This window comes from Simiduia sp., from assembly GCF_058345725.1.
Genome location: NZ_JBTUOC010000012.1, coordinates 35,040 through 59,683 on the forward strand (window position 1 = coordinate 35,040; position 24,644 = coordinate 59,683).

The window sequence follows — 24,644 nt, forward strand, 5'->3', positions numbered from 1 at the left end:
CGTTGTAGCTGGGCTAGCCTTCATTTACTGTTAAATCTATTCACCCACAGCTCCCATAGGTGCACCATGGTTGATTCCATAGACGCTTGGCTCAAACAAAACGGCATAACCGAAGTTGAATGTTTAGTACCCGATATGACGGGCAGCGCTCGGGGGAAATTCATTCCCGCGCACAAGTTCATAAAAGAAGATAGCCGCTTACCGGAAAGTATTCTGGTGCAAACAGTCACAGGCGAGTATGTCGATAACCATTGGGACCTTGTGCAACCGCTCGATTCGGACATGTTGCTAGAGCCAGACCCCAATGCCATCAGAATCGTACCCTGGGCTGAAGAGCCCACCGCGCAGATCATCCACGACTGCTACACCCGTTCCGGCGAGCCCCACCCCATGGCAACCCGCAACGTGCTAAAGAAAGTCTTGGCGCTGTACGAAAAAGAAGGCTGGACGCCAGTCGTTGCACCAGAAGTTGAGTTCTATCTCGTTAGCCAAAATACCGACCCAGATTACGAGCTGACATCGCCACCCGGCCGCTCGGGGCGCCGCGAAATAGTTCGCCAATCGTATAGCATTGACGGCTGCAACGAGTACGAACCCATAGTAAACGACATGTATCGTTATTGTGAGGCCCAGGGTCTGGATGTTGATACGCTGATTCACGAATCGGGTGCCGCACAGCTTGAAATCAATTTTGTGCACGGCAACGCGCTGGATCTAGCAGATCAGGTTTTTACTTTTAAACGCACTATGCGTGAAACGGCCTTCAGGCACGGAATCTACGCAACCTTCATGGCTAAACCCATGACCAACGAGCCGGGCAGCGCCATGCACATACACCAAAGTGTGGTGGACGCAGAGGGCAACAATATTTTTGTGGATAGCGAGGGTAAAGAAAGCCAACTATTCAAGTACTATATTGGCGGCTTGCAACGCTACATCCCCAATACCATTTCTTTTTTTGCGCCCAATGTGAATTCATATCGCCGCTTTGCAAAGGACATTGCCGCGCCAGTAAACCTCGAGTGGGGGTACGATAACCGCACCGCAGGCATTCGGGTTCCCGATAGCTCTCCTGCTGGCAAACGCGTGGAAAACCGCTTCCCCGGCGTAGACGTTAATCCCTATCTTGCCTTCGCTGCCTCCCTAGCCTGCGGTTACCTTGGCATGAAAAATAAATTGTCGCCCACACCGCCCTGCGAGGGCCACGCGTCCGAAGACGGAGAAATTGAACTGCCTCGCAATCTATTACACGCGCTGAATTTACTCACTGACTGCCCAGAACTCGAAGACGTGTTTGGTGCGGAATTTATCAAGGCCTATGCCGCAGTAAAAATGGAAGAGTTTGAAGCGTTTAACCGGGTGATCACCTCCTGGGAGCGCGAGTACTTATTGCTAAACGTGTAATTGAGGCGCCACCATGAGATTAATCACTGGCAAACACCTGCTTTTAGCGTGTGCAATCTTCATGGTGGCCTGCACTGAGCATACCCCCGAAGCCACACTCATTATCAGCCACGGGAATATCTATACGGCAAACGCTACAGCACCTTTTGCAGAGGCGGTGGCTATCTCAGGCGATCGCATAATCTATGTGGGGGACAATGAGGGCGCGGCGCGCTACCGGGGCCCTCGCACAAACCTAGTCGACGCGGCGGGAAAAGTTGTACTTCCCGGTTTGCACGATGTGCACATACACCCTTTTGGGTTAGTTAGCAGCAGTCAATGCGACTTAGAAAGTGAACCCCATACACTGGAGAGTCTAAGTCGCGTATTAAAACAATGTATAGCCGATGCATCATTGCCTGCAGGTCAGTGGTTGACGGTGGATCAATGGAATTTTACAAAAGGTAATACACCTAGCGATGACCTGCCCACGCTGCGCGCCGCTCTGGATGCCGCCAGTACTCAACACCCAATTTTCTTGCGCGGTAACGATGGCCACCATGGGGCAGCCAACAGCATGGCCCTGGCCACTGCAAAAAATGCCAGCGGTAGAACGGTTGGACTTACCCGGCAGACAGTAGCAACCGATTTCGCCGCCTATCAACAATACATTGGCTTAGATTCCCAGGGTGAGCCAGATGGTAACCTGTCGGAAGCTGCCCGCTACCTTTTAGCATTGGAGGGCAATGCACTTACCGGCGACGGTAACCTGTCCGAGCTGGCTGAAAAAATGCCCCGCGTCAATGAGCTTTTGAATCGAAGCGGCATAACCTCTATTCAAGATGCCGCCTCCGATATCGAAACCTTTAGCGTGTATGAAAAGTTCGCTCAATCTGGCCAGCAAAGCTTTCGCATGACTGCGGCGCTTTTCACAGACTTCAAACGCTTTTCGAAGGCAAAGGAAAATAGAGAAAGCGATGACCGATGGGTAATACAAAACGCTCATCAAGTCATCGATATCCCCGCCGTTGTAGACGCCTTTAGTCTATTGCGAGACAGACAAAAAAATACTGAACTGCTAAAAGCGGATGCCGCCAAGATTTTTGTCGACGGCGTCATTGAGGGCAACCCCTACAGCGAACCACCTGCTCTGCCCAATGCAGCAGTGTATCGACCCTATTTACAACCCCAATTTAATCTGCGCGACGGCGAGCTCCTGTTAAAAGGGTACGTCGACACACAGGCACCCCACTGCGACGGCTTGCGCTCGCAGGATCGTCACCCAATAGCCGAGCGACAGGATTTTTTAAACCAATGGGGTCACTATCCCGAGCAATGCATCGAAAGCAACGGCCGTTTTGAGCACGAAAAAGCGTTTATAAAACAGTATATTTACCAACTGGAAGCGGCGGGTTTTGCGGTTCACGCGCACGCCATAGGCGACAGAGCGGTAGGCTTGGCACTGTCTACATTCGCCGAAACCCGGCATTCTCTGCAGCATAGCTTGCCGCAAACCATTAGCCACGCACAACAAATAGCACCGCAAGATCGCCCGACCTTATCGAATAACCCAGTCTTTTTAGCCTTTACCTTTGCCTGGGCAGTTCCTGATTATTTATACGATGTAACAGTTACGCCATTTATCGACAGAGTTACAGACATAACGGCACTCTACCAACCGTCACTCTATGCCATGACACACTACCCCGCAAAGAGTGCTCAGCGGCATGGCGCAACACTTGTTGCCGGCAGCGATGCGCCGGTAGATTCCCGTGACCCACGCCCCTTTGTTAATATCGCGGCCGCAGTCACACGCGCTGCCGAACAGCACACCTACAATGCCAGCGAGCGGCTCACGATAACTGAAGTGCTTGATGCCTATACAGTAAATGGTGCCAAAGCGCTACAGCAGGATTGGCTGACAGGGTCACTTGAAGTGGGCAAAAAGGCCGACATCATCATGATCGATCGCAATATTTTTCAAGACGCAGAATTGGAAGACTCCGAAGCCATCAGCAGCACTCAGGTGGTTATGACGGTTTTTGATGGAAAAATCGTGTATCAACAATAATAGCGACCAACCGGAAAGCAATGACAGTGACAGCGAGCCTACGTCTACCTAGCCCTTACCTGATATACCAGGTTTTTAAATACGCTATTTACAGCCTGCTGCTCATTAATCTTATACTTTTCTTCAATGAAAACTCAGCAGCAGCAGCGCACACGTTTACCAGTGGCGTGCCTTTGGCAAGCCTTATTGAGGCCTACTCAGACACCATTGATACTGCAGCATGGGTGTTACTGCTGCTACTCTTTGAGCTGGAAACCTATGTCATTAATGATCGTTGGCTCACAACGCGGGTTAAACTCTGGCTGCTACTGGTGAGGAGTATCAGCTACATTTTTATCATTTACTCGCTGTATGGTTACCTGTCTCGATACATTAGCATTTTTGCTGTGGACGCCGTTGTGATTCGCGACACCTGCGCATTGATCGGCACGGACTTCACGACGATATCAACGTTAAATGAATACCTACCTGTGACGCAGGAGTCTTGCCAGCGGCTTAATCAAAGTAACCTAGTACAGTTACGGGGCACCCAAATTATCGGCTCGACAGTTGATTACGGAATTATTAAAAATCTGGCAATGGTAGATGTCATTAATGCATCCACTTGGTTGCTGATCGTTGTTATCCTCGAGGTGGAAGTGTTTTTACAAACCCGCCAAAATGCAGCACCTTTGCTGGGGAAGCTGACCCAGTGCGCCAAACTTGCGCTCTACTCTACGCTATTAATATGCGCCATCTACTGGGGCATAGATGGCGATTTCCTCGACTTTTGGGATGCTTTTCTCTGGCTGGTTGCCTTTGTATTTATCGAGATGAACCTGTTTGAATGGCAAAAAGAGCTGGAGCAGGCTAGATCTCGTCCTGCGCCTTAACCGCCTGCCAGGCGGCCTCCATCTGCGGTAGCGTTGCCGCCTCAACGGAGCTGCCGCCCGCCTGTAGTCGCCGCTCCATATTGCCAAAACGGTGTTCAAACTTTCGATTGGTAGCCCGCAACAGACTTTCCGCATCAAACTGACTTAACCGGCAGACATTGATTACGGCAAAAAGCAGATCCCCAAGTTCCTGCCCCAATGCGTCAGTGGTATTGGCGCCTTTTAAACGCCTCAGCTCTTGTTCTACTTCGTGCAATTCCTCACGTACTTTTTCCATTGCAGCTTGGGGGGTTTCAAAATCGAAGCCAACATTAGCCGCGCGCTTTTGCAGTTTTTGTGCGCGAGATACGGATGGAAGGTTGGTCGGAACATCGGCAAAAACGCCCTTGTGCCCCTTTTCTTTGCGCTCCTTTGCCTTTAAGGATTCCCACTGCGCCTTGACATCCAGATCCTCGCCTGCTTGAGCGCTTGTTAAAGCACGTAGATGGCCATCGGGAAACACATGCGGATGGCGACTAATGAGCTTTCGAGTTAGTTGAGATACCAATCCATTAAAGTCAAAATAACCCTGCTCCCGCCCCAACTGGGCATAAAACACGACTTGAAATAACAGATCGCCAAGCTCTTCACCCAAGTGATCAAAATCGCCGCGCTCAATAGCATCTGCCACTTCATAGGCCTCTTCGAGTGTACTGGGTACAATGGTGGCAAAGGTCTGCTGAAGATCCCAGGGACAGCCAGTGCCCGGCTCTCGAAGCCGCTGCATCAAATACAGCAAGTCATCCACAGTGTATTGAGGATCGTTTGTTCCGCTACTCACTTATCGCTTCCTTCTTGCGGCTGCCACATTGGGCAGTTGATTTAGCCGATTGAGTGCACGGCTCAAAGCATTAAAGTTTTTCACTTCAATAGTCACTTGCATATCAACCGTATTTAGATTTTTATCGGACAAGGTTTGCATGGCAATGACATTGATTTTCTCGCTATCGAGTAAAGCGGTGACGTCGCGCAAGAGGCCATGACGATCGAAGGCCTCTATAAGCACTTCTACAGCATAATACTTTTGCGGTGCTTCGCCCCACGACACCTGAATAATGCGCTCGGGCTCATCGGCCTCCAGCTGTAAAATATTGCTACAGTCCTGTCGGTGAATCGAAACCCCCTTGCCCAGAGTGATATAACCAGTAATCGCATCGCCCGGAACCGGCGAGCAACATTTTGCTAGATGAGTTAAAAGATTACCAACACCATCAATATAGATATCGGCAGCATCGCCGTCCGCGCGAGCGGCTTTAATGTGTGGCACACGCTGATCGTCTGGCGATTCTGATTCAAGTAGGCGTTGCGCCGCATTGAGCACCTGCGTCACACTGATGTCACTTGCGCCCACAGCGGTATATAGGTCTTCCAAGCCTTTGCAGTGCAAGCTCTTCGCCAATTGTTCAAAGTCAATATCTTGAACCGCTAGCCGCTTGAACTCTTTATCGAGTAGCGCCCGCCCATCGGCCAGGTTTTTCTCTCGGGCCTGCAATTTAAACCATTGTTGAATTTTGGCTCTGGCGCGCGATGTGGTGACATAACCCAAAGCGGGGCTCAGCCAGTCACGGCTTGGCGATTCGCGCTTGCCGGTGAGAATTTCAACTTGATCGGAGGTATTTAGTGCATGGTTGAGCGGCACTATGCGTCCGTTCACTTTGGCGCCACAACATTTATTTCCTACGTCTGTGTGTATGCGGTAGGCAAAATCCAGCGGGGTAGAGCCGCTTGGTAAATCCAGCACGTGCCCTTCTGGTGTGAATACGTAAATCCGATCTTGATTTAAGCCGAGATTTAAATCGTCCGCCAAGGGGTTATCTTCACCACCTTTGCCGCCCAACTCTTCATGCCATTCCAGCACCTGCCGCAACCAAGCGATCTTTTGATCGTAGCCGGTTTGTTGCTCTTCTTTATCGGTACCTTTATAGCGCCAATGGGCGCACACACCAAATTCGGCATCTTCATGCATGGCGTGGGTGCGAATTTGTACTTCGAGTACCTTTCGCTCGGGGCCGATAACAGCCGTGTGCAGCGAGCGATAACCGTTTTCCTTCGGCGAGGCAATGTAATCGTCAAATTCGTTGGGGATATTGCGCCAGAGACTGTGCACAATCCCCAATACCGCGTAGCAATCACGCACCGTTGGCACCAGTATGCGCACGGCCCGGATGTCGTACACCTGGGAAAACCCGATGTTCTTGCGCCGCATTTTGCGCCAAATACTGTAAATGTGCTTGGCGCGCCCAGAGATATCTCCTTCAATGGAGGCGTCCTGTAATTCATTGCGCAACATGCCGATAACATTGTCGATGTACTGCTGCCGGCCCAATCGCTTTTCGTCCAATAGACGCGCAATGGTTTTGTAGTCGTCGGGCTCCAGGTACCGAAAAGCCAGGTCTTCCAGCTCCCATTTAATATGGCCAATGCCCAATCGATGCGCCAGTGGTGCATACACATTGGCGATTTCACGGGCCACCCGCTGGCGCCGCTCGGCAGTGGCACTTTTTAATGCGCGAATGGCGCAGGTGCGCTCGGCCAATTTGATGAGTGCGACCCTGACGTCGTCCACCATGGCAACCAGCATTTTGCGCACATTCTCCGCGTGCTCTTCCGATTGGCGCCCTAGGGCTGAATTTTCTTCGGTCAATCGCAAACCGCTGATGGCCGCCATGCGCAGCACGCCGTCTATCAATTTGGCAATGTTGGCGCCAAAGTCCTTCCCTACGCGAGCAATATTGAGCTTGCCCTCGCGCACCGCGCGGTACAGGATTGCGGCAATTAATGTGTCTACATCCAGATTTAGATCCGCCAGGATGTCGGCCATTTCCAAGCCGGTCTTGGAACTGCTTATTCCGGTCACCCAGAGGTTTTCATTGGCAATGGCATCCTGCTCTGCCGCCACCGCAGCCAGACACGCTAATTTAATGCGTGAGTAGGCCTCACCCGTTAAATGAACTTTGCTTTCCAGGCGAGATAACCAGGCCTCTATATCAATCTGACCATCGGCACCAACGGGTTGATCTTCTCTGACTTTAACCATGAGGTTCCTACTGTTTTCCGGCGCTAAAGCTCAAATAGCGCCATGGTTTCAACGTGCATTGTTTGTGGAAACATGTCCAGCACGCCGATTTTTTTAATGCGGTAACCGCCCTCTACCAAAAGCTTGGCGTCGCGGGCAAAGGTTGCCGGGTCACAGGATACGTATAAAATTTGCGCGGGTTTCAAGCCCACTAAATGCTCGATCACACCTTTAGCGCCAGCTCTGGGCGGGTCAAGTAAAACGCCGTGAACAGACTTAGGAAACTTGCGATAGATGCTGCTTTGCTCTAAATCCCCAACCAAAAATTCACAATTTTGACGCTGCAACACGTGCGCGTTTTGACTAGCCTGCTCGACCATCTCGGTACTGGCTTCGACACCAATCACCCTGTGTACCCGGTTGGCTAATGGCAAGCTAAAGTTACCCACCCCGCAGAAAAGGTCTAACCAAACTTGCGATTCTTGGGGCGCAAGCCACGTCATCGCCTGGGACACCATCAACTGATTGATGGCCGGATTAACTTGCGTGAAATGATGCGGTTTAAAATGAACTGGAGCCTCAAGTTCGGCCAATTCATAAGCAAGCCGAGGCGCCACTGGCAGCCCCTGTAAATCTTGGTAATCTGCCGAAGCCTCTGGCTGCAATAACAGGCGCGCACCCGTGGTCTGTTCCAGCTCGACCAGCTTTTGTCGCGCCTGTACATCTAGGGATTTAACGTGCCTGAGCAGTAGATAAACGCCCGAGGTTTCCGAAATTAGCTCGATGTGCCCTAAGCTGGCTGGTGGCAATTCGGCAAGCACTGCCTGAATGGGTTCAAGCAGTGCCGCTAACTCTGTCGTTAACACGGGGCACGACAGGATCTTGACCAACTGACTGCGACCTTTTTGCCGAAAGCCCGCAAAGGCCTGCCCCTTGTGATTGATCGACAGGCGACAGCGAGCGCGATAACGCTGCGACTGCGCACTGATTGCTGGCTCGAACGCCGGCACCACCAAACCTGCACGGCGACACTGATCTTGTACCATCTGCTGTTTAAAGGCGAGTTGCGCTGCGTCGTCCATATGCTGCAATTGACAACCACCACACTGGGTATAATGACCACAAACAGGCGCTACTCGGGTTGGCGAGGGCGCCGCCAGACAGGCTTCGCTCTGCGCTTCTAAATATTTCGACTTTGCAGCCACATAACGCACCCGGTGCACTTCACCGGGCAACGCTTGCTCCACAAAAGTGATGCGACCGTCGGTATAGCCGATGCCTCGGCCATCGTGCGCCAAGCGCTCAATGGTAAGCTCTGCAGGCGCCGGTAGCACTGCGGGCCGCGCGCCCCGAGCGCTGGAGATCTGCCGCTTTGATTTCCGGTGTTTTTGCATTAATCGAACACACCTGAGGACAGATAGCGATCCCCCCTATCACAGATAATCGCGACAATTACGGCCTCGCTTAGCTCGCGGTTAAGCGCCAGTGCGGCGGCCACCGCGCCCCCCGAGGAAACGCCACAAAAGATTCCCTCTTCACGCGCCAAAGCGCGCATGGTCTCTTCGGCCAGCGCCTGCGACATATTGACTACAGTATCTACCCGGCTGGCGTCAAAGATTTTGGGTAAATAGGCCTCTGGCCAGCGCCGAATACCAGGAATACTAGCGCCGTCTTCCGGTTGTAATCCAACGATTTGCACCTGGGGATTTTGCGTTTTCAAGTACTTGGAGACGCCCATAATAGTGCCCGTCGTGCCCATTGAGCTGACAAAGTGGGTGATTTTCCCTTGCGTTTGCTGCCAGATTTCAGGCCCTGTGGTTAAAAAATGGGCATTGGGATTGTCCTGATTGGCAAATTGGTCAAGTACTTTGCCTTTGCCCTCAGCAGCCATGCGCTGGGCCAAATCACGGGCACCTTCCATGCCCTCGGCTTTGGAGACCAGAATCAACTCTGCACCGTAGGCGGTCATCGCTGCTTTGCGTTCCGCCGTAGCGTTATCGGGCATGATCAAGGTCATTTTATAACCCTTGATGGCCGCCGCCATGGCCAGCGCGATGCCGGTATTGCCGCTAGTGGCCTCTATCAACCTATCGCCAGGCTTGATATCGCCCCGCGCTTGCGCGTGGTTAATCATCGATAGCGCCGGCCGATCTTTCACGGAGCCGGCCGGGTTATTACCTTCCAGCTTTAACAGCACTAAATTACTGGTGTCGCCGGGAAGCCGCTGCAGCCGCACCAGAGGCGTACCGCCCACCAGTGCTTCCATGGTTGGAAGCCCTAGATGACCGCCGGAATAAGACATATAACAGACCTTTTCTAAATGAGTATGCGTTCTGCGGTGCGCACCGCAATCGGCTTGAGGGCGCTATTCTACCGCCGATTATGGTATGGTTAAACAGCTGCCAAATTGGATGGTCGAGACGTGAATATAACCCATACAGTCAAGCTTCGTTCCCTGCGAATTGCCCTGCTTCCCGTTGCCGTTTTAACCCTGTTGCTGACACTTGTGCTAACAGGTCTGTACGTGCATCAACTGGGCAAGCTGTCCGTCGATCGCGGCTATCACGTCAGCAGACTATTGGCCCAATTAACCTATCAGTCCATGCACAATCGCTTGCTGCTGCAATCGGTGGTACAGACTTCCGTGAGCGATGGTAATATCCAGGCGATCCGCGTTTACGATTTAAATCGCAACCCACTGATACACGCTGGCAACAGCTTTTCCATGACGGCTCACATGGAGCCATCGCGCTTTAGCCTGGATGCCAGTCATCAAAATCTGCCTGACAGCACTCTCTATGTGGTGCCTATTCACGCCGACCACGACTCCTTTGCACCCTTCGGCTGGCTAGTGGTTGAAATATCCAACGACGACTACACGCTGCTCGAGTACAAAACCTTACTAATTGCCATCATTATTGGGCTTGCGACAGCAGCCATCAGTGGTGCACTGTCATTCAGCTACGGCCAACGTATCGGCAAAGCATTAGAAGACTTTAAAGACGGTCTACATCAACTGCAAAAAGGCATGTTCGCCAACCGGCTGGACGCAAGCCCCCTTGCAGAGCTGGACGAACTGGCGCACGCTTACAACAAACTGGCACAAAGTTTGAAAGAAAGCCGCGACGATATCCAGAAAAACATGGATCAATCCATCGAGGACCTACGCGAAACTCTAGAAACCATTGAGATTCAAAACATTGAGCTGGATTTAGCACGTAAAGAGGCCGTTGAGGCCAGTCGTGTTAAATCCGATTTTCTGGCGAATACCTCCCATGAAATTCGCACTCCTTTGAACGGCATTATCGGCTTTACCAGCTTACTGCTCAAAACACCGCTCAACGAACAACAAAAAGAATACATGCGCACCATTCAGCATTCCTCTCAAGGATTGCTGACCATCATTAACGACGTACTGGACTTTTCCAAGATCGAATCCGGCCGCCTGCAATTGGATTATGTACCTATGGTCCTGCGGCAAGTGATAGAAGGTGCCATGCAAATTATGGCGCCGGCGGCACATGAAAAAAATATCCAACTCATTCTGCTGATGGACACCCATCTGCCTACCCACCTGCTGGGAGATCCCCTACGACTAAAGCAGGTATTGACCAATCTGGTGAGCAATGCCATTAAGTTCTCACACGGCGGCAACGTCATTATTCGCACCGAACTCAAACAGCTTGAAGAAACCCAAGTGGAAGTGGGCATCACCGTTGAAGACTCGGGTGTTGGCGTCAGCGAAAAAGATCGCAGCAAGCTTTTCCAAGCCTTTAGTCAGGCCGATAGCAGCAATAGCCGCAAGCACGGCGGCTCTGGCCTAGGGCTTGCTGTATCCAAGGGGTTGATCAAGCGGATGCACGGAGAGATAGGCGTGAAAAATGGCGCCAATGGCGGTGCGCTCTTCTGGTTTACCGCACAGTTTGGCATAGAGCAGGAATCCTACGAGCAAGACCCGCAACACTTACTCGCCAATTGCCACTTTGCCATGTTAGCCGCGAATGAGCAGCTATGCCTGCAAGTGAAGGAAATTGTTGGCTCAGAAAGCGGCAAAGTCATAGTAGTTAAAAACACTCAAGACCTATTGTCACTGGTGAAGCAACAGGCCCAGGTGAACATGCCAATCGAGGCCATTTTTTATGATTTAGAACCGCAGCAAGAGCGCTTACTCGATATAAATCTACTGAGTGAGCTTATAGAGCAACTGAAGAACCATTTCGCCTGTAAAACGTTTTTACTCGCCACGCCAACAACCCGGCGCGCCATTGAGCGCAGCATTCAAAGCAATGCAGCACACTTTTTAGAAAAGCCCATAGTACAACAAAGACTGCTCAACTTGTTGCGAGAAGATCTATCGCCTGAAAAAGAAGAAACGCGAACAGCGAGCCGAACCACACCCTACGAGCACAAACCCAGCATACTGGCAGTGGACGATAACCCAGCCAACTTACAGCTCGTTGGCGAATTGCTTAGCGGCCTCGGGATGGATGTCACCTTGGCATCGGACGGCAAGCAGGCAATCGAAATTGCCGACCGGCAGATTTTCGACATGGTTTTTATGGATTTGCAAATGCCCATTATGGACGGTATCGAAGCCACCAAGGTCATTCGCAGTCGCGAAGTCGGAAAGCGGCGCACGCCCATCGTCGCACTCACCGCGCACGCTATGTCGGAGCAAAAGTCGCAACTGTTACTGGCGGGAATGGACGACTATTTGAGCAAACCGGTGAGCGAAGCCCAGTTGGCACACGTAATTAATCGCTGGCTAAAAGCCCGAAAACTACACGCAAACTGGCTCCCAAATGTTCAGCAACCCGCAGAAGAAATCGCGCCAGAACCTCGCCCGGCGCCAAGCCAAGAACCCCAGCGCGTAGTGGATCTAACCGAATCGCTAAAACTTGCCAACAACAAGCCCAATCTCGCCAGAGATATGCTTAGCATGCTACTCGACGGCTTGGCTGACGACAAACTGAGCATACAAAAAAGCTATTCAACACAGGATTATAAAGCCCTGGAAGCGCGGGTACATCGTCTGCATGGGGGTTGCTGCTACTGCGGGGTGGGACGGCTACGCAACGCAGCGCACCAACTCGACAAGCGATTACAGGCCAACGAAACGGAGGCGCTGGTACCGCTCTACGAGAAATTAATTACTGAGATTGATGCGCTATTGGAGTGGTCTGATTCGCACGATGTCGACGTATTGTTTGACGAAGGTATGCTGGTACCTTAGCGCTCACCTAAGGTGCAGCGACCAAACTACGCAACAGCAATCTAAGCAACTACGGCTCTAAGCTACTACGGCTTTAAAACTGAAACATTAGCTAAACAGCGAGCGGCTAACCAAAGGCTTAGCACCCAAGAGCGGCTTGAGCACCCTTCGCATAAACAACTTGATTTCCTGCCTGTGGATGTCGTTAGCCAATCGCCCATCAGCAAAGGCCAGCAGCGCCGCGCCGCTTGTGGTGCCTTCAGCCTGCATTGATAATTCTAACCCTTGCTGAAAGCGTACGCCGTAGCCCATGTTCGCCTGCAGCGGCTCACCGGCGTGCGTGGTTCGAAGCGAAAAGCCAGCGCCAGCCTTGTTAACCAGCATCCACTCAAAAGAGCGCAACCTCACCTCTAATGGTGCGTCGCCCCATTCAGTTTGATGGCCAGCCAGCGCCAGCAAAATATCGGCATAGAAGTCGAAAAGTTCTGGCTGAGCATCGTCTTCGGGCAGCAGGCGCACCAGCAGCTCGTTCAAATAAAATCCGCAATATAGTGCTCGCCCCTGCAACCGGTAAGCCGTACCGGCCGACTCTAGTCCTGTTAAGGTTTTTAAACCACCGCGGCCTTTTGCTGACACAACAACGGGTAGGAAGGGGTTAATTAGCGCTCGCACAGACGACTTCTTTTTAGATTTTGCGCCCCGAGCGTAGACGGACTGCCGCCCGCAGCGACGCGTTAAGCAGTCTACTATCAGACTTGTGTCACCGTAAGCCCGGCTATGAAGTATGAATCCCTGCTCCAACTCCAGAACAGTACTCATGCTTAGAAATCGTCATAGCCCAGGCTTTTGAGTGCGCGCTCGTCATCGGACCAGCCGGACTTAACCTTAACCCACAATTTAAGCATCACTTTAATATCAAACAAGGCTTCAATGTCCAGGCGCGCTTGCTGGCCTATTTTTTTTATACGGTCGCCCTTATCGCCGATAAGAATGCGCTTTTGTCCGTCGCGCTCTACTAAAATAACGGCGCCAATATGTAAGATGCCACCATCTTGTTCAAACTCTTCGACTTCCACTGCCATCTGATAGGGAAGTTCCGCACCTAATTGGCGGGTAATCTTTTCTCTTACAATTTCTGCCGCCAAAAAGCGAGAGCTTCTATCGGTAATTTGATCCTCTGGATACATATGGTCACCCTCGGGCACCAGCTTTGCCAAAAGCGCTTCCAGACGGTCCAAACCCATTCCCTTAAGGGCGGAAATGGGGACTATTTCCTGACACTGCAAGCGTTCCGACAGCCGCTGTAAATGTGGCAATAAGACTTCTTTGTTGTCTAGTTGGTCACACTTATTTACCGCAATAATCAATGGTACTTTAATAGACTCCAATCGGCGCGCCACCGATTCATCTTCATCCGTCCACTGGGTCCGGTCGACCAAAAACACCACCACATCCACATCCTTAATGGCTGTGCCGGCTGCTTTATTCATATAGCGATTCATTGCACTGGTGTGATGAAGGTGCAAGCCAGGCGTATCCACGAATACTAACTGGCATTGACCATCGGTTTTTATCCCGGTCACGTTGTTGCGAGTGGTTTGCGGCTTGCGGGAGGTTATGCTGATTTTTTGTCCCAGCATATGGTTAAGCAACGTCGATTTGCCAACATTGGGGCGGCCTACAAGTGCGATAAATCCACACTTCTGAACATCAGGCGGAACACTTTCAGTCACTTATGAAACCTCATTGCGCGATACCAGTTGGCTCAAAGCCATTCTGGCCGCCTTTTTCTCTGCTTTTTTACGGCTTGAATCTGTTGCCTCTGGGGACTTCGACAAACCTACAACCACACAGCGCACGGTGAATTGTTGAGCGTGTCCCTCCCCCTCTACCGACACCAATTGATAATCGGGTAGCGGTAACTGTCGTGCCTGCGTTAATTCTTGCAATTCGCTCTTACTGTCTTTTTGGTTATCCTCTAGACGCAGTGCGCTCAGCCTGGAACCCAATAACCGCAGGATTACAGCTTTTACCTCTGCCAAACCGGTTTCCTGGTAGACGGCGCCGAGTATGGCCTCCACGGCGTCTGCCAAAATAGATGCCCGGGCATGACCGCCGCTCTTGCGCTCCCCATCGCCCAGCAGTAAAAATTCACCTAGCGATAACTCCTGTGCAATGGCAGCCAGGGTGTCTCCCTTGACCAAGCTTGCACGCAGACGGCTTAATTGCCCTTCTCGCGCTTGTGGAAACTTTAAGTACAGCTGTTCTGCCACCACAAAATTAAGGACGCTGTCACCTAAAAATTCGAGCCGTTCGTTATTACTCGCACCTAAACTACGATGAGTTAAGGCGAGCTTGAGCAGCTGAGAATCAGAGAACTGAAATCCCAACTTTTGTTCTAGCGTGGCGTAAGTTGTCGACTTCACGAGGCGGGCTTAGGGCGATAATCAACTGGCGGCTTACAGCACTCTTCGGGCTTCGTGCTATCCATGTAGTTCTTAAAATCCACCACAACCGAGATGTTGTAGATCAGCGGTACACGCACTTCATAATTAATAGTAATGATATTACGACTGCGCTCTCGCTCAATTTCAATATTAGAGGCGCCGGCAGAACGCACACCATTTATCATATAAAAACTTTGAATGTGCTTGCGAATTTCACCTGGAGACATCTGCGCTACAGGCTTATCCTTGTCACGCAATGATTTCAGCGCGCTAACCACATACTGATTTTCTGAATAAACAGGCACCAGCTTGAAGGCACACATCAGAAAAAATCCGGCAACAGCCAACACCAAAATCAGATTAAATGAGCTCATGCCCTGTTGTTGTTTATGCATAGCGTGCTCCTGAGTTAGATCCCGTCAATCTATTGTATGCCACCCACACGTGAAAAACTGGGCACACTCAACAATTGTTCCCAGTGCATCCAAATAGCAAAGGCCTTACCGACAATTGCCTCCTCCGACACCGGCCCCCACTCGCGACTATCTGAGCTGTTGTCACGATTGTCGCCCATCATGAAATAGTGGTCAGCGGGCACCTTCCAACGGCCTGACCGACTCAAAAGACCCGGCTTAATATTGCGGTGAATTTGGTGATCCACATTGCCTAGGCGCTCGTCCATCACTTGGTATTTCGGATTACTGGCTGGCAAGCTGGCCAGCAGCTTTTGAGGCGCCTTTTCTCCGTTGATATAAAGCGCTCCATCGGCAATGACTACCTCATCACCAGGCATACCTACTACCCGCTTAATGTAGTAGGTGTCCGGTTTATGCGGTGGAAAAAACACCATCACATCGCCGCGCTCCGGATCATTAATATCAAATACTTTGGTATTGGTTACCGGCAACCTGATGCCATAGGTGTATTTATTGACCAATATAAAATCCCCGATTTGCAGCGTGGGCACCATCGATGCTGAAGGAATTTGAAAAGGCTCCACTAAAAATGAGCGCAACACCAACACAAAGGCCAACACGGGAAAAAAAGACTTTGCATACTCAACCGCCACTGGCTCCTTACTCGCAGTTGCCATGGCTAACTGGTAGCCTTCATCGGTTTCCTTTAATGAGGTCTTTGCCAAGCCCGCCTCTGCTTCCGCAATACGCTGTCGACGCTCCTTGGCCAAAAATAAGCTGTCAAACAGCCAAATCAGCCCCGACACGAAAACAAGTACGACCAGTATCAGAGGAAAATTAATATCCAATGTAGAATCCTTTTATTGTTAGAACTTAACTGTCGACTTTTAAGACAGCTAAAAATGCTTCTTGCGGGATTTCAACGCGCCCCACTTGCTTCATGCGCTTTTTACCGGCCTTCTGCTTTTCCAGCAACTTGCGCTTTCGGCTAACATCACCGCCATAACACTTGGCGGTCACATCCTTGCGCAAGGCTTTTACCGTTGTGCGCGCAACAACCTGACCGCCAATGGCAGCCTGAATGGCTACATCAAACATTTGGCGGGGAATCAGCTCTTTCATCTTTTCAGCGATGGCGCGACCTTTATAGGCAGCATTGTCTCGATGCACAATCAAGGCTAAGGCATCGACTTTCTCGCCGTTAATCAATATGTCGAGACGAACCAGCCTCGCGGGCTCAAAACGTTGGAATGCATAGTCGAGCGACGCAAATCCGCGGCTAACTGATTTCAGACGGTCAAAGAAGTCCAATACCACTTCGTTCATGGGCAGTTCGTAACGAACCTGAACCTGAGAGCCGGTGTACTGAATATCTTTTTGGATGCCGCGCTTTTCCACACACAGTGTAATGACTGCACCTAAATACTCCTGCGGAACAAGAATATTGGCCTCGACAATGGGCTCGCGCATTTCGTCGATAAGACCGGGATCTGGCAGCTTGGAGGGGTTGTCTACATAGATCACTTCCTTATCGGTTTTCAACACCTCGTAAATTACGGTGGGTGCCGTAGTAATCAAATCCAGATCGTATTCGCGCTCCAGCCGCTCTTGAATAATTTCCATGTGCAGCATGCCAAGAAAGCCACAACGGAAACCAAAGCCCAGCGCATCTGAACTTTCGGGCTCATAGAATAAAGAGGCATCGTTAAGTGTAAGCTTGGCCAGCGCCTCGCGAAACGCTTCAAAATCATCGGACGTCACCGGGAACAAACCGGCATAGACCTGTGGTTTTACCTTTTTAAAACCAGGCAGCGAGGGCGTGTCAGCCGAGTTGGCATGGGTAATGGTATCGCCTACGGGAGCACCCAGAATTTCTTTAATTCCCGCCACAAAAAAGCCCACTTCACCAGCCTTTAGCGCACCGGTTTCCGTAAGCTTAGGCGTAAATACACCCACTTTATCGACAACATGGGCTTTGCCAATCGATTTAGTGATGATCTTATCTTTTGCTTTGAGTGTGCCCTGCTTAACGCGCACTAAAGACACGACGCCCAAATAGTTATCGAACCAGGAGTCGATAATCAAAGCCTGCAGAGGAGCGTCAATGTCACCAACGGGCGGCGGCACCAGTCTGACCAGCTCCTCCAGCACGTCTTCGATACCCATACCGGATTTTGCACTGCATCGCACTGCCTCGGTGGCATCAATGCCAATAATGTTTTCTATTTCCTCGGCCACTCGCTCCGGTTCCGCCTGAGGCAGATCCATTTTGTTGAGCACGGGTATAACTTCCAGCCCTTGCTCAATCGCCGTATAGCAGTTGGCCACCGACTGGGCCTCTACACCCTGACCGGCATCCACCACCAGCAGAGCACCCTCACAGGCCGCCAAAGATCGCGACACTTCATAAGAAAAGTCCACGTGCCCGGGGGTATCGATAAAATTTAGCTGGTAGGTTTTATTGTCCCGCGCCTTGTAGTGCAAGGTCACGCTTTGCGCCTTGATGGTAATGCCGCGTTCGCGCTCAATATCCATCGAATCGAGCACCTGGGCCGCCATTTCGCGATCGGTTAAACCGCCGCAAATCTGGATGAAGCGATCGGCAATGGTAGATTTACCATGGTCGATATGGGCAATAATAGAAAAATTACGAATATGGCTTAAGTCAGACACTGGGCGCTTCAACTACTGAAATCGTGAATAAACGGGCAATTTGACAGCCACTCCTTCTTGTTGAACGCGTGCACCCAACAACCGGCAGGCCTGCCGTAAAGCCCCAAATAGCGAGAGCCCCTCAGGGCCCTCGCGGCGCGGCAAGTCTACCGCATTTGGCGATATTAGGCTATGTAGCCTACTTCTCGATAACAAAGGAGCGATAAGCCGGTCGCCCCTCGCGATAAAAGCGAATGGGCAGCGGTTTACCGGCCGGCAGGCTTTTCTGAAGCTTTTCGTAGGTCTCGATATCCGTCACATCGTTAAAGCCGAGCTGCGCGATCACATCGCCTGGACGAATGCCAGCCTTGGCTGCAGGCGAGTCCTCGGCCACCTGGGCAACTAGCACCCCGCCGTTGAGGCGCCACGCCTGCTTTTGCCGCTGCTCCAAGGGCTCAACGACCAGACCCAGGCGATCGCCGGCGACACCCGGTGCCGCGCCTAATTCCGCCTCGCCATCCGTATTCAAGCGGCCTACTTTTACGTTCAGTGTTTCTTTCTTGCCGGCCCGCATGACCACGACAGGCACCTTGGTTCCCGGCGCTATGCCACCCACGATGTGCGGCAAGTCTGCACTTTTACTGACATTTTTACCGTCAAATGTGATGATCACGTCGCCCACAGCCAATCCTGAAACATCGGCCGGGCTGCCGGGCTCAATCTGCTGGATCAGCGCCCCCATGGGCTTGCTCAAACCAAAGGATTTTGCCAGGTCGCGATCCACTTCCTGTATGGCAACCCCCAACCAACCGCGATCCACCCGACCTTTACTTTTCAGCTGGGCAATGACGTCGCGCGCCACATTACTTGGAATCGCGAAAGACAAACCGATAGACCCTCCGCTGCGGGTATAGATTTGACTGTTGATGCCCACAACCTGCCCTTTCATGTTGAACAATGGGCCGCCCGAATTGCCCGGATTGATGGCAACATCCGTTTGAATAAACGGCACATAGTTTTCATTGCGCTCGGTGGGAATGCTGCGACCAATGGCGCTTACAATGCCGGCGCTGGCTGTGAAATCCAGCCCAAAGGGCGAACCAATAGCCAGGACCCACTCGCCCACTTTCAAGTCGTCGGAATCCGCGAAGCGCAGTGTGGGCAGGTCTTTAGCTTCTACCTTAAGAAGCGCCAAATCTGAGCGGGGATCGGTACCCACTACCTGCGCCTCGTACTCGCGCTGATCGATTAACCGCACGGAAATTTCATCGGCACCGTCAATCACATGGTTATTAGTCAGCACGTAGCCATCTTCCGATATGATGAAGCCCGAGCCCATGGAGCGCTGCTCGCGCTGGCGCGGATCGCGCTGCTCGAAAAGATGGCGGAAAATATCGGGAATATCCTGAGGCAGCGCCTGACGCTGACTGGCGCGCTTTGCGTGCTCAATTGTGTTTATTTTGACCACCGCCGGCGAATTCTCTTCGATCAAATCGGTAAATTCCGGCAGGCCGCGCGCACTGGCACTAACACTACAAACGGCTAAAACACTCACAAACAGCCAATGTTTAAATTGCATGTGTTCCTCACTTTTACTGAATTCATACTCGCTCGCCAGAGCGAATATACAACGCGAAAGGATGAGGCTGCGCCAGCGCTTTAATCGGGCGCGACTAAGGCCAGCCCCAAAGCATCTCTTCCGCCGCCTTTGACCGCCAGCCAAGGCGCAAGTTTCATACCAATGTATAAACCCGCAACGGCACCCGCCAAAGCGACCCCATCGTGCGACCAAACGCTAAAGGCCAGCCCCGCACCTAACAACAGTAAAACCAACGGCAGCAAATAAAGTGTGAGCGCCGCACGCACAAGCGCGTTGCCACTCACCTGAAAATGCACCGTTTGGCCCACGGCCAAATGGGGCTTAACCTCGTGAATGGCCAGTAAATTGGCCGTTTCAGCCCAGCGCGCCAGGGCGGATTGCCCGCACACAGACTTAGCCGCACATTGTGCGCAGGCCGATCGATTAATCGATTCCACCCAGATTTTATCGGCTTCTATGGCGACAATACGCCCTTGCTCGCGCACTGGGTTCACTGGCTATCCTCCGTCGATTGACGCAGGCTTAACGCCACACGCTCCAGGCTTGGCGAAGGCACCTCACCCACAACCGTTACCCGAAAATTCTCACTGCCACCCTCTGCGCGGCCCATGTAGGCCACCGTCGCGCCGCGCTGGGCGCGCCCCTCGAGCATGGCCGGTGCATCTACCCGATCGATAAACACAGAAAACGCCGCCAGACCATCGGTGTACATCAACATTTCTCGTTCGTCAGACACAGCGCGGCTACCCGCCAATTTAAAGCCCGGTGGCAGCCAATGTGCCTCCCAGCGAGCCTGATGCTGAACTGCAGGCTGGCAGTCGATTGCCCTTTGTACCTCGGCGTCGCCGCTGGGTTGCGGATCAAGCAATTGCAAGTCAGCAAACTGGAATCGCTCCATCACCCGCGCACCAGGCCCAATAAAAATCACTTTTAACGCCAAATACGAGGCCTTATCTATGCCAATGACGTAACCATAGCGGTGCTGATCGCGCGGCATGACCTGCACCATGGATGCCAATCTGCCGGCGATACGCTCCTCACCCACCACTGAAATGTGGTACAGCGCATCGATATCAGTACCGTCGAGATCGGCATCAATTCCTCGCAATAAACGCTCCCCTTGGTGGGGGCACTGGGCTTTATCCTGGTCGCGCACCACAACCCGGTGATTGCCGTTCAGGTGCACCAGTCGCTCGTGCTCTAGCCCATCGATTACCCGGTGAGTAATCTCCATGGTTGCCAGGTGTGCGCCGTGTTCGTAAGTGAGAATGCCTCGATAATCGAGGTTTGACATGGCCACAGACTGCTTTGCCAGCAACTCCCGTGCACCCGGTTCATTGGCTGCGACGGGCTGGGCCAACAGGGCCAGTAAAAACAGAAACGCCCGGGAAAAACCCAGGCGGTATAAGGTCACGCGTTTGATCATACAAAGGCCTACTGAGGGCGTAATTTATCAGCGCTGCTGGTCTTGCTCTGATTGTACATCACGCTTTGCCTCTAATGGCGCCGACTCGGGCGCAATGCGCGCATAGGGCAGCAGGCCCTGCGCACTGTTTTGCGAAGCATTTTCGGCATGCTGCAACATCAATTGATTCAAATGCTCTTCAATCACCTTGTTCTGGATTTGCTGCTCTTGTACAGAGGGCTGATAAATAACGCCTGTGCGCTCGGGCTGCTGACTCAAGACGGGGCCATCGCTAATATTGACAGCGCGCGTATTCAACGCCGGCGCGGAAAAGCCATCGGGCACAACACCTGCGGCACCACCTACGGTCTCGGGCAGAGCACTAGGCGCAGTGGCCAGCATCGCATCATTGGTTTGCAGGTAGTGTTGGGCACCAATCACAACCGCCCCCGCCACACTGGCGGCTACCGCCAAGCGCCCCGCTGCACGCCACAGGCCAACCAGGCCCGAGGGTTGAGCGGCCCGATGAACGGGCTCATCGGCTATGGCAGCACTGATTTGAGCCGACAAATCCACTGGCACCAGGCCCGGGGTATCCCCGCGAATGGCCGAGGCCGCTAAATGGTAGTTTTTCCAACTTTCGCGCAAAGTACCTTCTGTTTCAACGGCTTTCAATAACCGGTGCAACTCCAGTTCACTGGCCTCATTATCCATGAGTGCAGAGAGGCCTTCCTGAAGTTTGCTGTCTGAGTTTTGAACCATCTTTTAAGCTCACCTTACAATGCGTGCGTTATCGCCGTTGAACGAGAGGCGGATACCAACTTGCCAGCTCTAATCTGGTGCAATTTAGGACGAAAGGACGGCCTAATGCGTTCGTTACGGGGTTAAGACCTCTAGTTGAGACTCAAGTTCCCGCCTATGGGTAAATTTGTTAAAAAAAGTTAAGTTCCTCTAAACCCGACTCAGGCCGGCGTCGTACGACGCAGCTCGGGCTCCATATAGGCCCTGATCTTCGCGTCGAGCACTTCCCTCGCCCTGAAAATGCGCGAGCGAACCGTCCCTACCGGGCACTGCATGATTTCCGCTATTTCCTCGTAGCTCTTGCCGTCTATTTCCCGCAAGGTCACCGCTGACCGCAAATCCTCAGGCAGGGCTGCCACAGTTTTGGACACAATGGCATCCAACTCATCGCGAAAATGGATACCTTCTGGGGTATCTACATCTTCCATGTATTCAGCAGCCAGATACTCTGCCTCTTCGGCATCCACGCCCTGTGCAGGTGGTCGCCGCGAGCGCGATACCAAGTGATTTTTGGCGGTATTAACCGCGATACGAAATAGCCATGTATAGAATGCACTTTCACCCCGAAAGCCTGGCAGCGCCCGATAGGCTTTAATAAAGGCCTCTTGCACCACATCGTTGACCTCAAAGCTGTCGCGAATATAGCGGGAGACGATGGCTGCCACCTTGTGTTGATACTTCAGGACTAACAGGTCGAAGGCGCGCTTATCGCCCTTTTGCACCCGTGCCACGAGCATCTGATCATTGTCTGGCGCTTGCGCCATAATTTACTCCCTAGCCTAAAATCTGCCGCTGGCTACAGCGGCGCCGTGCGCAATCTGCCCCATCTCTAAGCGCTCACCTCTGCGCTCAAGCTGGCGTCGCGGGCAGAGACTGCGTGTTTGCGGCTTGCGCAAAACGCAGATTTTACGTCTAATTACAGCAGCAAGTCTCTGTTTAGTGGCGGATTTTGACCAATAATTCCCCTCGAAACAAGCCGGAGTTGCTACCGGCTATGGCGCACCATTCGCTATAATCGCCCCTCTTAGGTCTGTTGAGATTACTCGAACCCCATGCAACATCAATTTGACGTACTGGTCATTGGCAGCGGCGCTGCCGGTCTCTCCCTGGCATTACACCTGGCTGATAACGCAAAAGTCGCCGTATTGAGTAAAGGCCAGTTGCACGAGGGCTCCACCTGGTTTGCCCAGGGTGGTATTGCTGCCGTGCTGGATGATCAAGACAGCATTGACGCACATGTTGCCGACACACTCGCCGCTGGCGGCGGCTTGTGCCACGAAGAAAGTGTGCGTTTTACTGTGGAGCGCAGCAAGGCTGCCATCGACTGGCTGATTCAACAAGGCGTGGATTTCACCAAAGACCGCCAAGCCGACAGTTTTCATCTGACGCAGGAAGGCGGCCACAGCCATCGTCGAATCATTCATTCAGCCGATGCCACCGGCCGGGCCGTTCTTAGCAGCCTGATCGCTCGCGTACAGACCCACGCAAATATCACTTTGTTGGAAAAGTACATCGCGCTGGATTTAATTACCCAGCCCGACCCAAAGTCCCGCAAGCTGCGCTGCACAGGCGCCTACGTCTACAACCACGGCGATGATCACGTACACGTTTTCCAGGCCAAATCCGTAGTATTGGCCACCGGCGGTGCCAGCAAGGTATACCTGTATACCTCCAATCCCGATGGCGCCTCCGGCGACGGCATCGCCATGGCCTGGCGCGCGGGCTGTCGGGTGGCCAACATGGAGTTTAACCAGTTTCACCCCACCTGCCTGTTCCACCCCAAGGCCAAGTCATTTTTGATAACCGAGGCCCTGCGCGGCGAAGGGGCGCACCTAAAGCTGCCCAACGGGCAGCGTTTTATGCACCGCTTTGACACCCGCGAAGAATTGGCACCGCGCGATATTGTGGCCCGCGCCATTGACCACGAAATGAAACGTCTGGGTGCCGACTGCCTTTACCTCGATATCAGCCATAAACCTGCGCAATTCATCGCCGAGCACTTTCCGACAGTCAAAGCACGCTGCCTGGATTTTGGTATCGATATTACTCGCGAGCCTATTCCTGTGGTGCCTGCAGCCCATTACACCTGCGGCGGTGTAGTGGTCAACGCCCAGGGCCAAACGGACCTGCTCAACCTCTACGCCATAGGTGAAACCTCATTTACCGGTCTGCACGGCGCCAATCGAATGGCGTCCAACTCTCTGCTGGAATGCATCGTGTATGCGCGCTCCGCCGCGATGGACATTGCCAGCAAGCTGGACTCTATCCCCCTTGGACAACCCTCTGCGCCCTGGGACGAATCGCGAGTGACCGATTCGGATGAAGACGTTGTGATCTCCCACAACTGGGACGAGCTGCGGCGATTTATGTGGGACTATGTGGGCATTGTGCGTACCCGCAAGCGCTTAGAGCGAGCCACCCACCGCATTAAATTGCTGCAAAAGGAAATTGGCGAGTACTACAGCAATTACAAGGTGCGCGGCGATCTCATCGAATTGCGCAATTTGGCACTAGTGGCCGAGTTGATCATTCGATCGGCTATGGAGCGCAAAGAAAGTCGAGGCCTGCACTACTCACTGGATCACCCGGAAACGGCGAATGTGGCCAGAGACACGATTTTGGTACCCACGAATTTTGCCGCTCAGGATATTTTCGTTGGCGACAGCCACGGTTAACCAACCTGAAACCCGCAACCTCGCCTGCACTGGCAATGGCTCCGTCAGTGCGCAC

20 protein-coding genes are annotated in these 24,644 nt (G+C 52.5%); 5 read left to right on the plus strand and 15 right to left on the minus strand.

All coding sequences use genetic code 11. From position 1 onward, the window contains the following. The first annotated feature begins 66 nt into the window (after positions 1-66). Genes ACW8F6_RS02735 through ACW8F6_RS02745 form a run of 3 tightly spaced genes read left to right on the plus strand, consistent with a single transcriptional unit; the run spans position 67 to position 4,326 of the window. On the plus strand, positions 67-1,404 hold the full coding sequence (locus tag ACW8F6_RS02735) for a glutamine synthetase family protein (protein WP_491574305.1): 1,338 nt from the start codon (positions 67-69) through the stop codon (positions 1,402-1,404). 13 nt (positions 1,405-1,417) lie between these two features. After that, positions 1,418-3,454: an amidohydrolase gene (locus ACW8F6_RS02740; RefSeq protein ID WP_491574306.1), complete on the plus strand. Its 2,037-nt coding sequence runs from the start codon at positions 1,418-1,420 to the stop codon at positions 3,452-3,454. Positions 3,455-3,474: 20 nt separating this feature from the next. Then, complete coding sequence (locus tag ACW8F6_RS02745) at positions 3,475-4,326, plus strand: hypothetical protein (RefSeq protein WP_491574307.1); 852 nt, start codon at positions 3,475-3,477, stop codon at positions 4,324-4,326. Here the strand turns inward: ACW8F6_RS02745 and mazG are convergent. Genes mazG through cysM form a run of 4 tightly spaced genes read right to left on the minus strand, consistent with a single transcriptional unit; the run spans position 4,304 to position 9,683 of the window. Further along, complete coding sequence (gene mazG / locus ACW8F6_RS02750; RefSeq protein WP_491574308.1) at positions 4,304-5,146, minus strand: nucleoside triphosphate pyrophosphohydrolase; 843 nt, start codon at positions 5,144-5,146, stop codon at positions 4,304-4,306. The genes ACW8F6_RS02745 and mazG overlap by 23 nt on opposite strands. Further along, on the minus strand, positions 5,147-7,402 hold the full coding sequence (gene relA / locus ACW8F6_RS02755) for a GTP diphosphokinase (RefSeq protein WP_491574309.1): 2,256 nt from the start codon (positions 7,400-7,402) through the stop codon (positions 5,147-5,149). A 23-nt stretch (positions 7,403-7,425) separates the two neighbouring features. Beyond that, a complete protein-coding gene (rlmD, locus tag ACW8F6_RS02760) occupies positions 7,426-8,775 on the minus strand; it encodes a 23S rRNA (uracil(1939)-C(5))-methyltransferase RlmD (RefSeq protein ID WP_491574310.1) in 1,350 nt (449 codons plus the stop codon). Then, positions 8,775-9,683, minus strand: a complete 909-nt coding sequence (cysM, locus tag ACW8F6_RS02765) for a cysteine synthase CysM (protein WP_491574311.1) — start codon at positions 9,681-9,683, stop codon at positions 8,775-8,777. Before cysM ends, rlmD begins: the two co-directional genes overlap by 1 nt. Positions 9,684-9,803: 120 nt before the next feature. On the opposite strand from cysM, the gene ACW8F6_RS02770 reads away from it, so the two are divergent. Continuing rightward, positions 9,804-12,614: a response regulator gene (locus ACW8F6_RS02770; RefSeq protein WP_491574312.1), complete on the plus strand. Its 2,811-nt coding sequence runs from the start codon at positions 9,804-9,806 to the stop codon at positions 12,612-12,614. An 87-nt stretch (positions 12,615-12,701) separates the two neighbouring features. Here ACW8F6_RS02770 and recO read toward each other — a convergent pair whose 3' ends face one another. The 11 genes from recO to rpoE all read right to left on the minus strand — a co-directional run bounded on the left by recO (position 12,702) and on the right by rpoE (position 22,678). Beyond that, the gene (gene recO, locus ACW8F6_RS02775; protein WP_491574313.1) at positions 12,702-13,412 is read right to left on the minus strand and encodes a DNA repair protein RecO; all 711 of its coding nucleotides are present in this window, start codon (positions 13,410-13,412) and stop codon (positions 12,702-12,704) included. Between the two features lie 2 nt (positions 13,413-13,414). After that, the gene (era, locus tag ACW8F6_RS02780; protein ID WP_491574314.1) at positions 13,415-14,326 is read right to left on the minus strand and encodes a GTPase Era; all 912 of its coding nucleotides are present in this window, start codon (positions 14,324-14,326) and stop codon (positions 13,415-13,417) included. After that, positions 14,327-15,019 carry a ribonuclease III gene (gene rnc, locus ACW8F6_RS02785; RefSeq protein WP_491574315.1) on the minus strand — a complete coding sequence of 231 codons (693 nt, stop codon included), beginning with the start codon at positions 15,017-15,019 and terminating at the stop codon, positions 14,327-14,329. Continuing rightward, positions 15,016-15,435: a DUF4845 domain-containing protein gene (locus tag ACW8F6_RS02790; RefSeq protein ID WP_491574316.1), complete on the minus strand. Its 420-nt coding sequence runs from the start codon at positions 15,433-15,435 to the stop codon at positions 15,016-15,018. Before ACW8F6_RS02790 ends, rnc begins: the two co-directional genes overlap by 4 nt. A gap of 29 nt (positions 15,436-15,464) precedes the next feature. Continuing rightward, positions 15,465-16,304 (minus strand): signal peptidase I, encoded by an 840-nt coding sequence (gene lepB / locus ACW8F6_RS02795; RefSeq protein WP_491574317.1) that lies wholly within the window; start codon positions 16,302-16,304, stop codon positions 15,465-15,467. A gap of 25 nt (positions 16,305-16,329) precedes the next feature. After that, the gene (gene lepA / locus ACW8F6_RS02800) at positions 16,330-18,129 is read right to left on the minus strand and encodes a translation elongation factor 4 (protein WP_491574318.1); all 1,800 of its coding nucleotides are present in this window, start codon (positions 18,127-18,129) and stop codon (positions 16,330-16,332) included. Positions 18,130-18,307: 178 nt separating this feature from the next. Further along, entirely contained in the window at positions 18,308-19,687 is a 1,380-nt protein-coding gene (locus ACW8F6_RS02805; RefSeq protein ID WP_491574319.1) for a DegQ family serine endoprotease, read from the minus strand. 80 nt (positions 19,688-19,767) lie between these two features. Beyond that, positions 19,768-20,202 (minus strand): SoxR reducing system RseC family protein, encoded by a 435-nt coding sequence (locus ACW8F6_RS02810; RefSeq protein WP_491574320.1) that lies wholly within the window; start codon positions 20,200-20,202, stop codon positions 19,768-19,770. Continuing rightward, positions 20,199-21,134: a MucB/RseB C-terminal domain-containing protein gene (locus ACW8F6_RS02815; RefSeq protein WP_491574321.1), complete on the minus strand. Its 936-nt coding sequence runs from the start codon at positions 21,132-21,134 to the stop codon at positions 20,199-20,201. Before ACW8F6_RS02815 ends, ACW8F6_RS02810 begins: the two co-directional genes overlap by 4 nt. Before the next feature lie 27 nt (positions 21,135-21,161). Beyond that, on the minus strand, positions 21,162-21,875 hold the full coding sequence (locus ACW8F6_RS02820) for a sigma-E factor negative regulatory protein (RefSeq protein WP_491574322.1): 714 nt from the start codon (positions 21,873-21,875) through the stop codon (positions 21,162-21,164). A 200-nt stretch (positions 21,876-22,075) separates the two neighbouring features. Next, positions 22,076-22,678, minus strand: coding sequence for an RNA polymerase sigma factor RpoE (gene rpoE, locus ACW8F6_RS02825; RefSeq protein WP_491574323.1), 603 nt, complete (start codon positions 22,676-22,678; stop codon positions 22,076-22,078). A gap of 288 nt (positions 22,679-22,966) precedes the next feature. On the opposite strand from rpoE, the gene nadB reads away from it, so the two are divergent. Then, positions 22,967-24,589 (plus strand): L-aspartate oxidase, encoded by a 1,623-nt coding sequence (gene nadB, locus ACW8F6_RS02830; RefSeq protein ID WP_491574324.1) that lies wholly within the window; start codon positions 22,967-22,969, stop codon positions 24,587-24,589. The last annotated feature ends 55 nt before the right edge of the window (positions 24,590-24,644 follow it).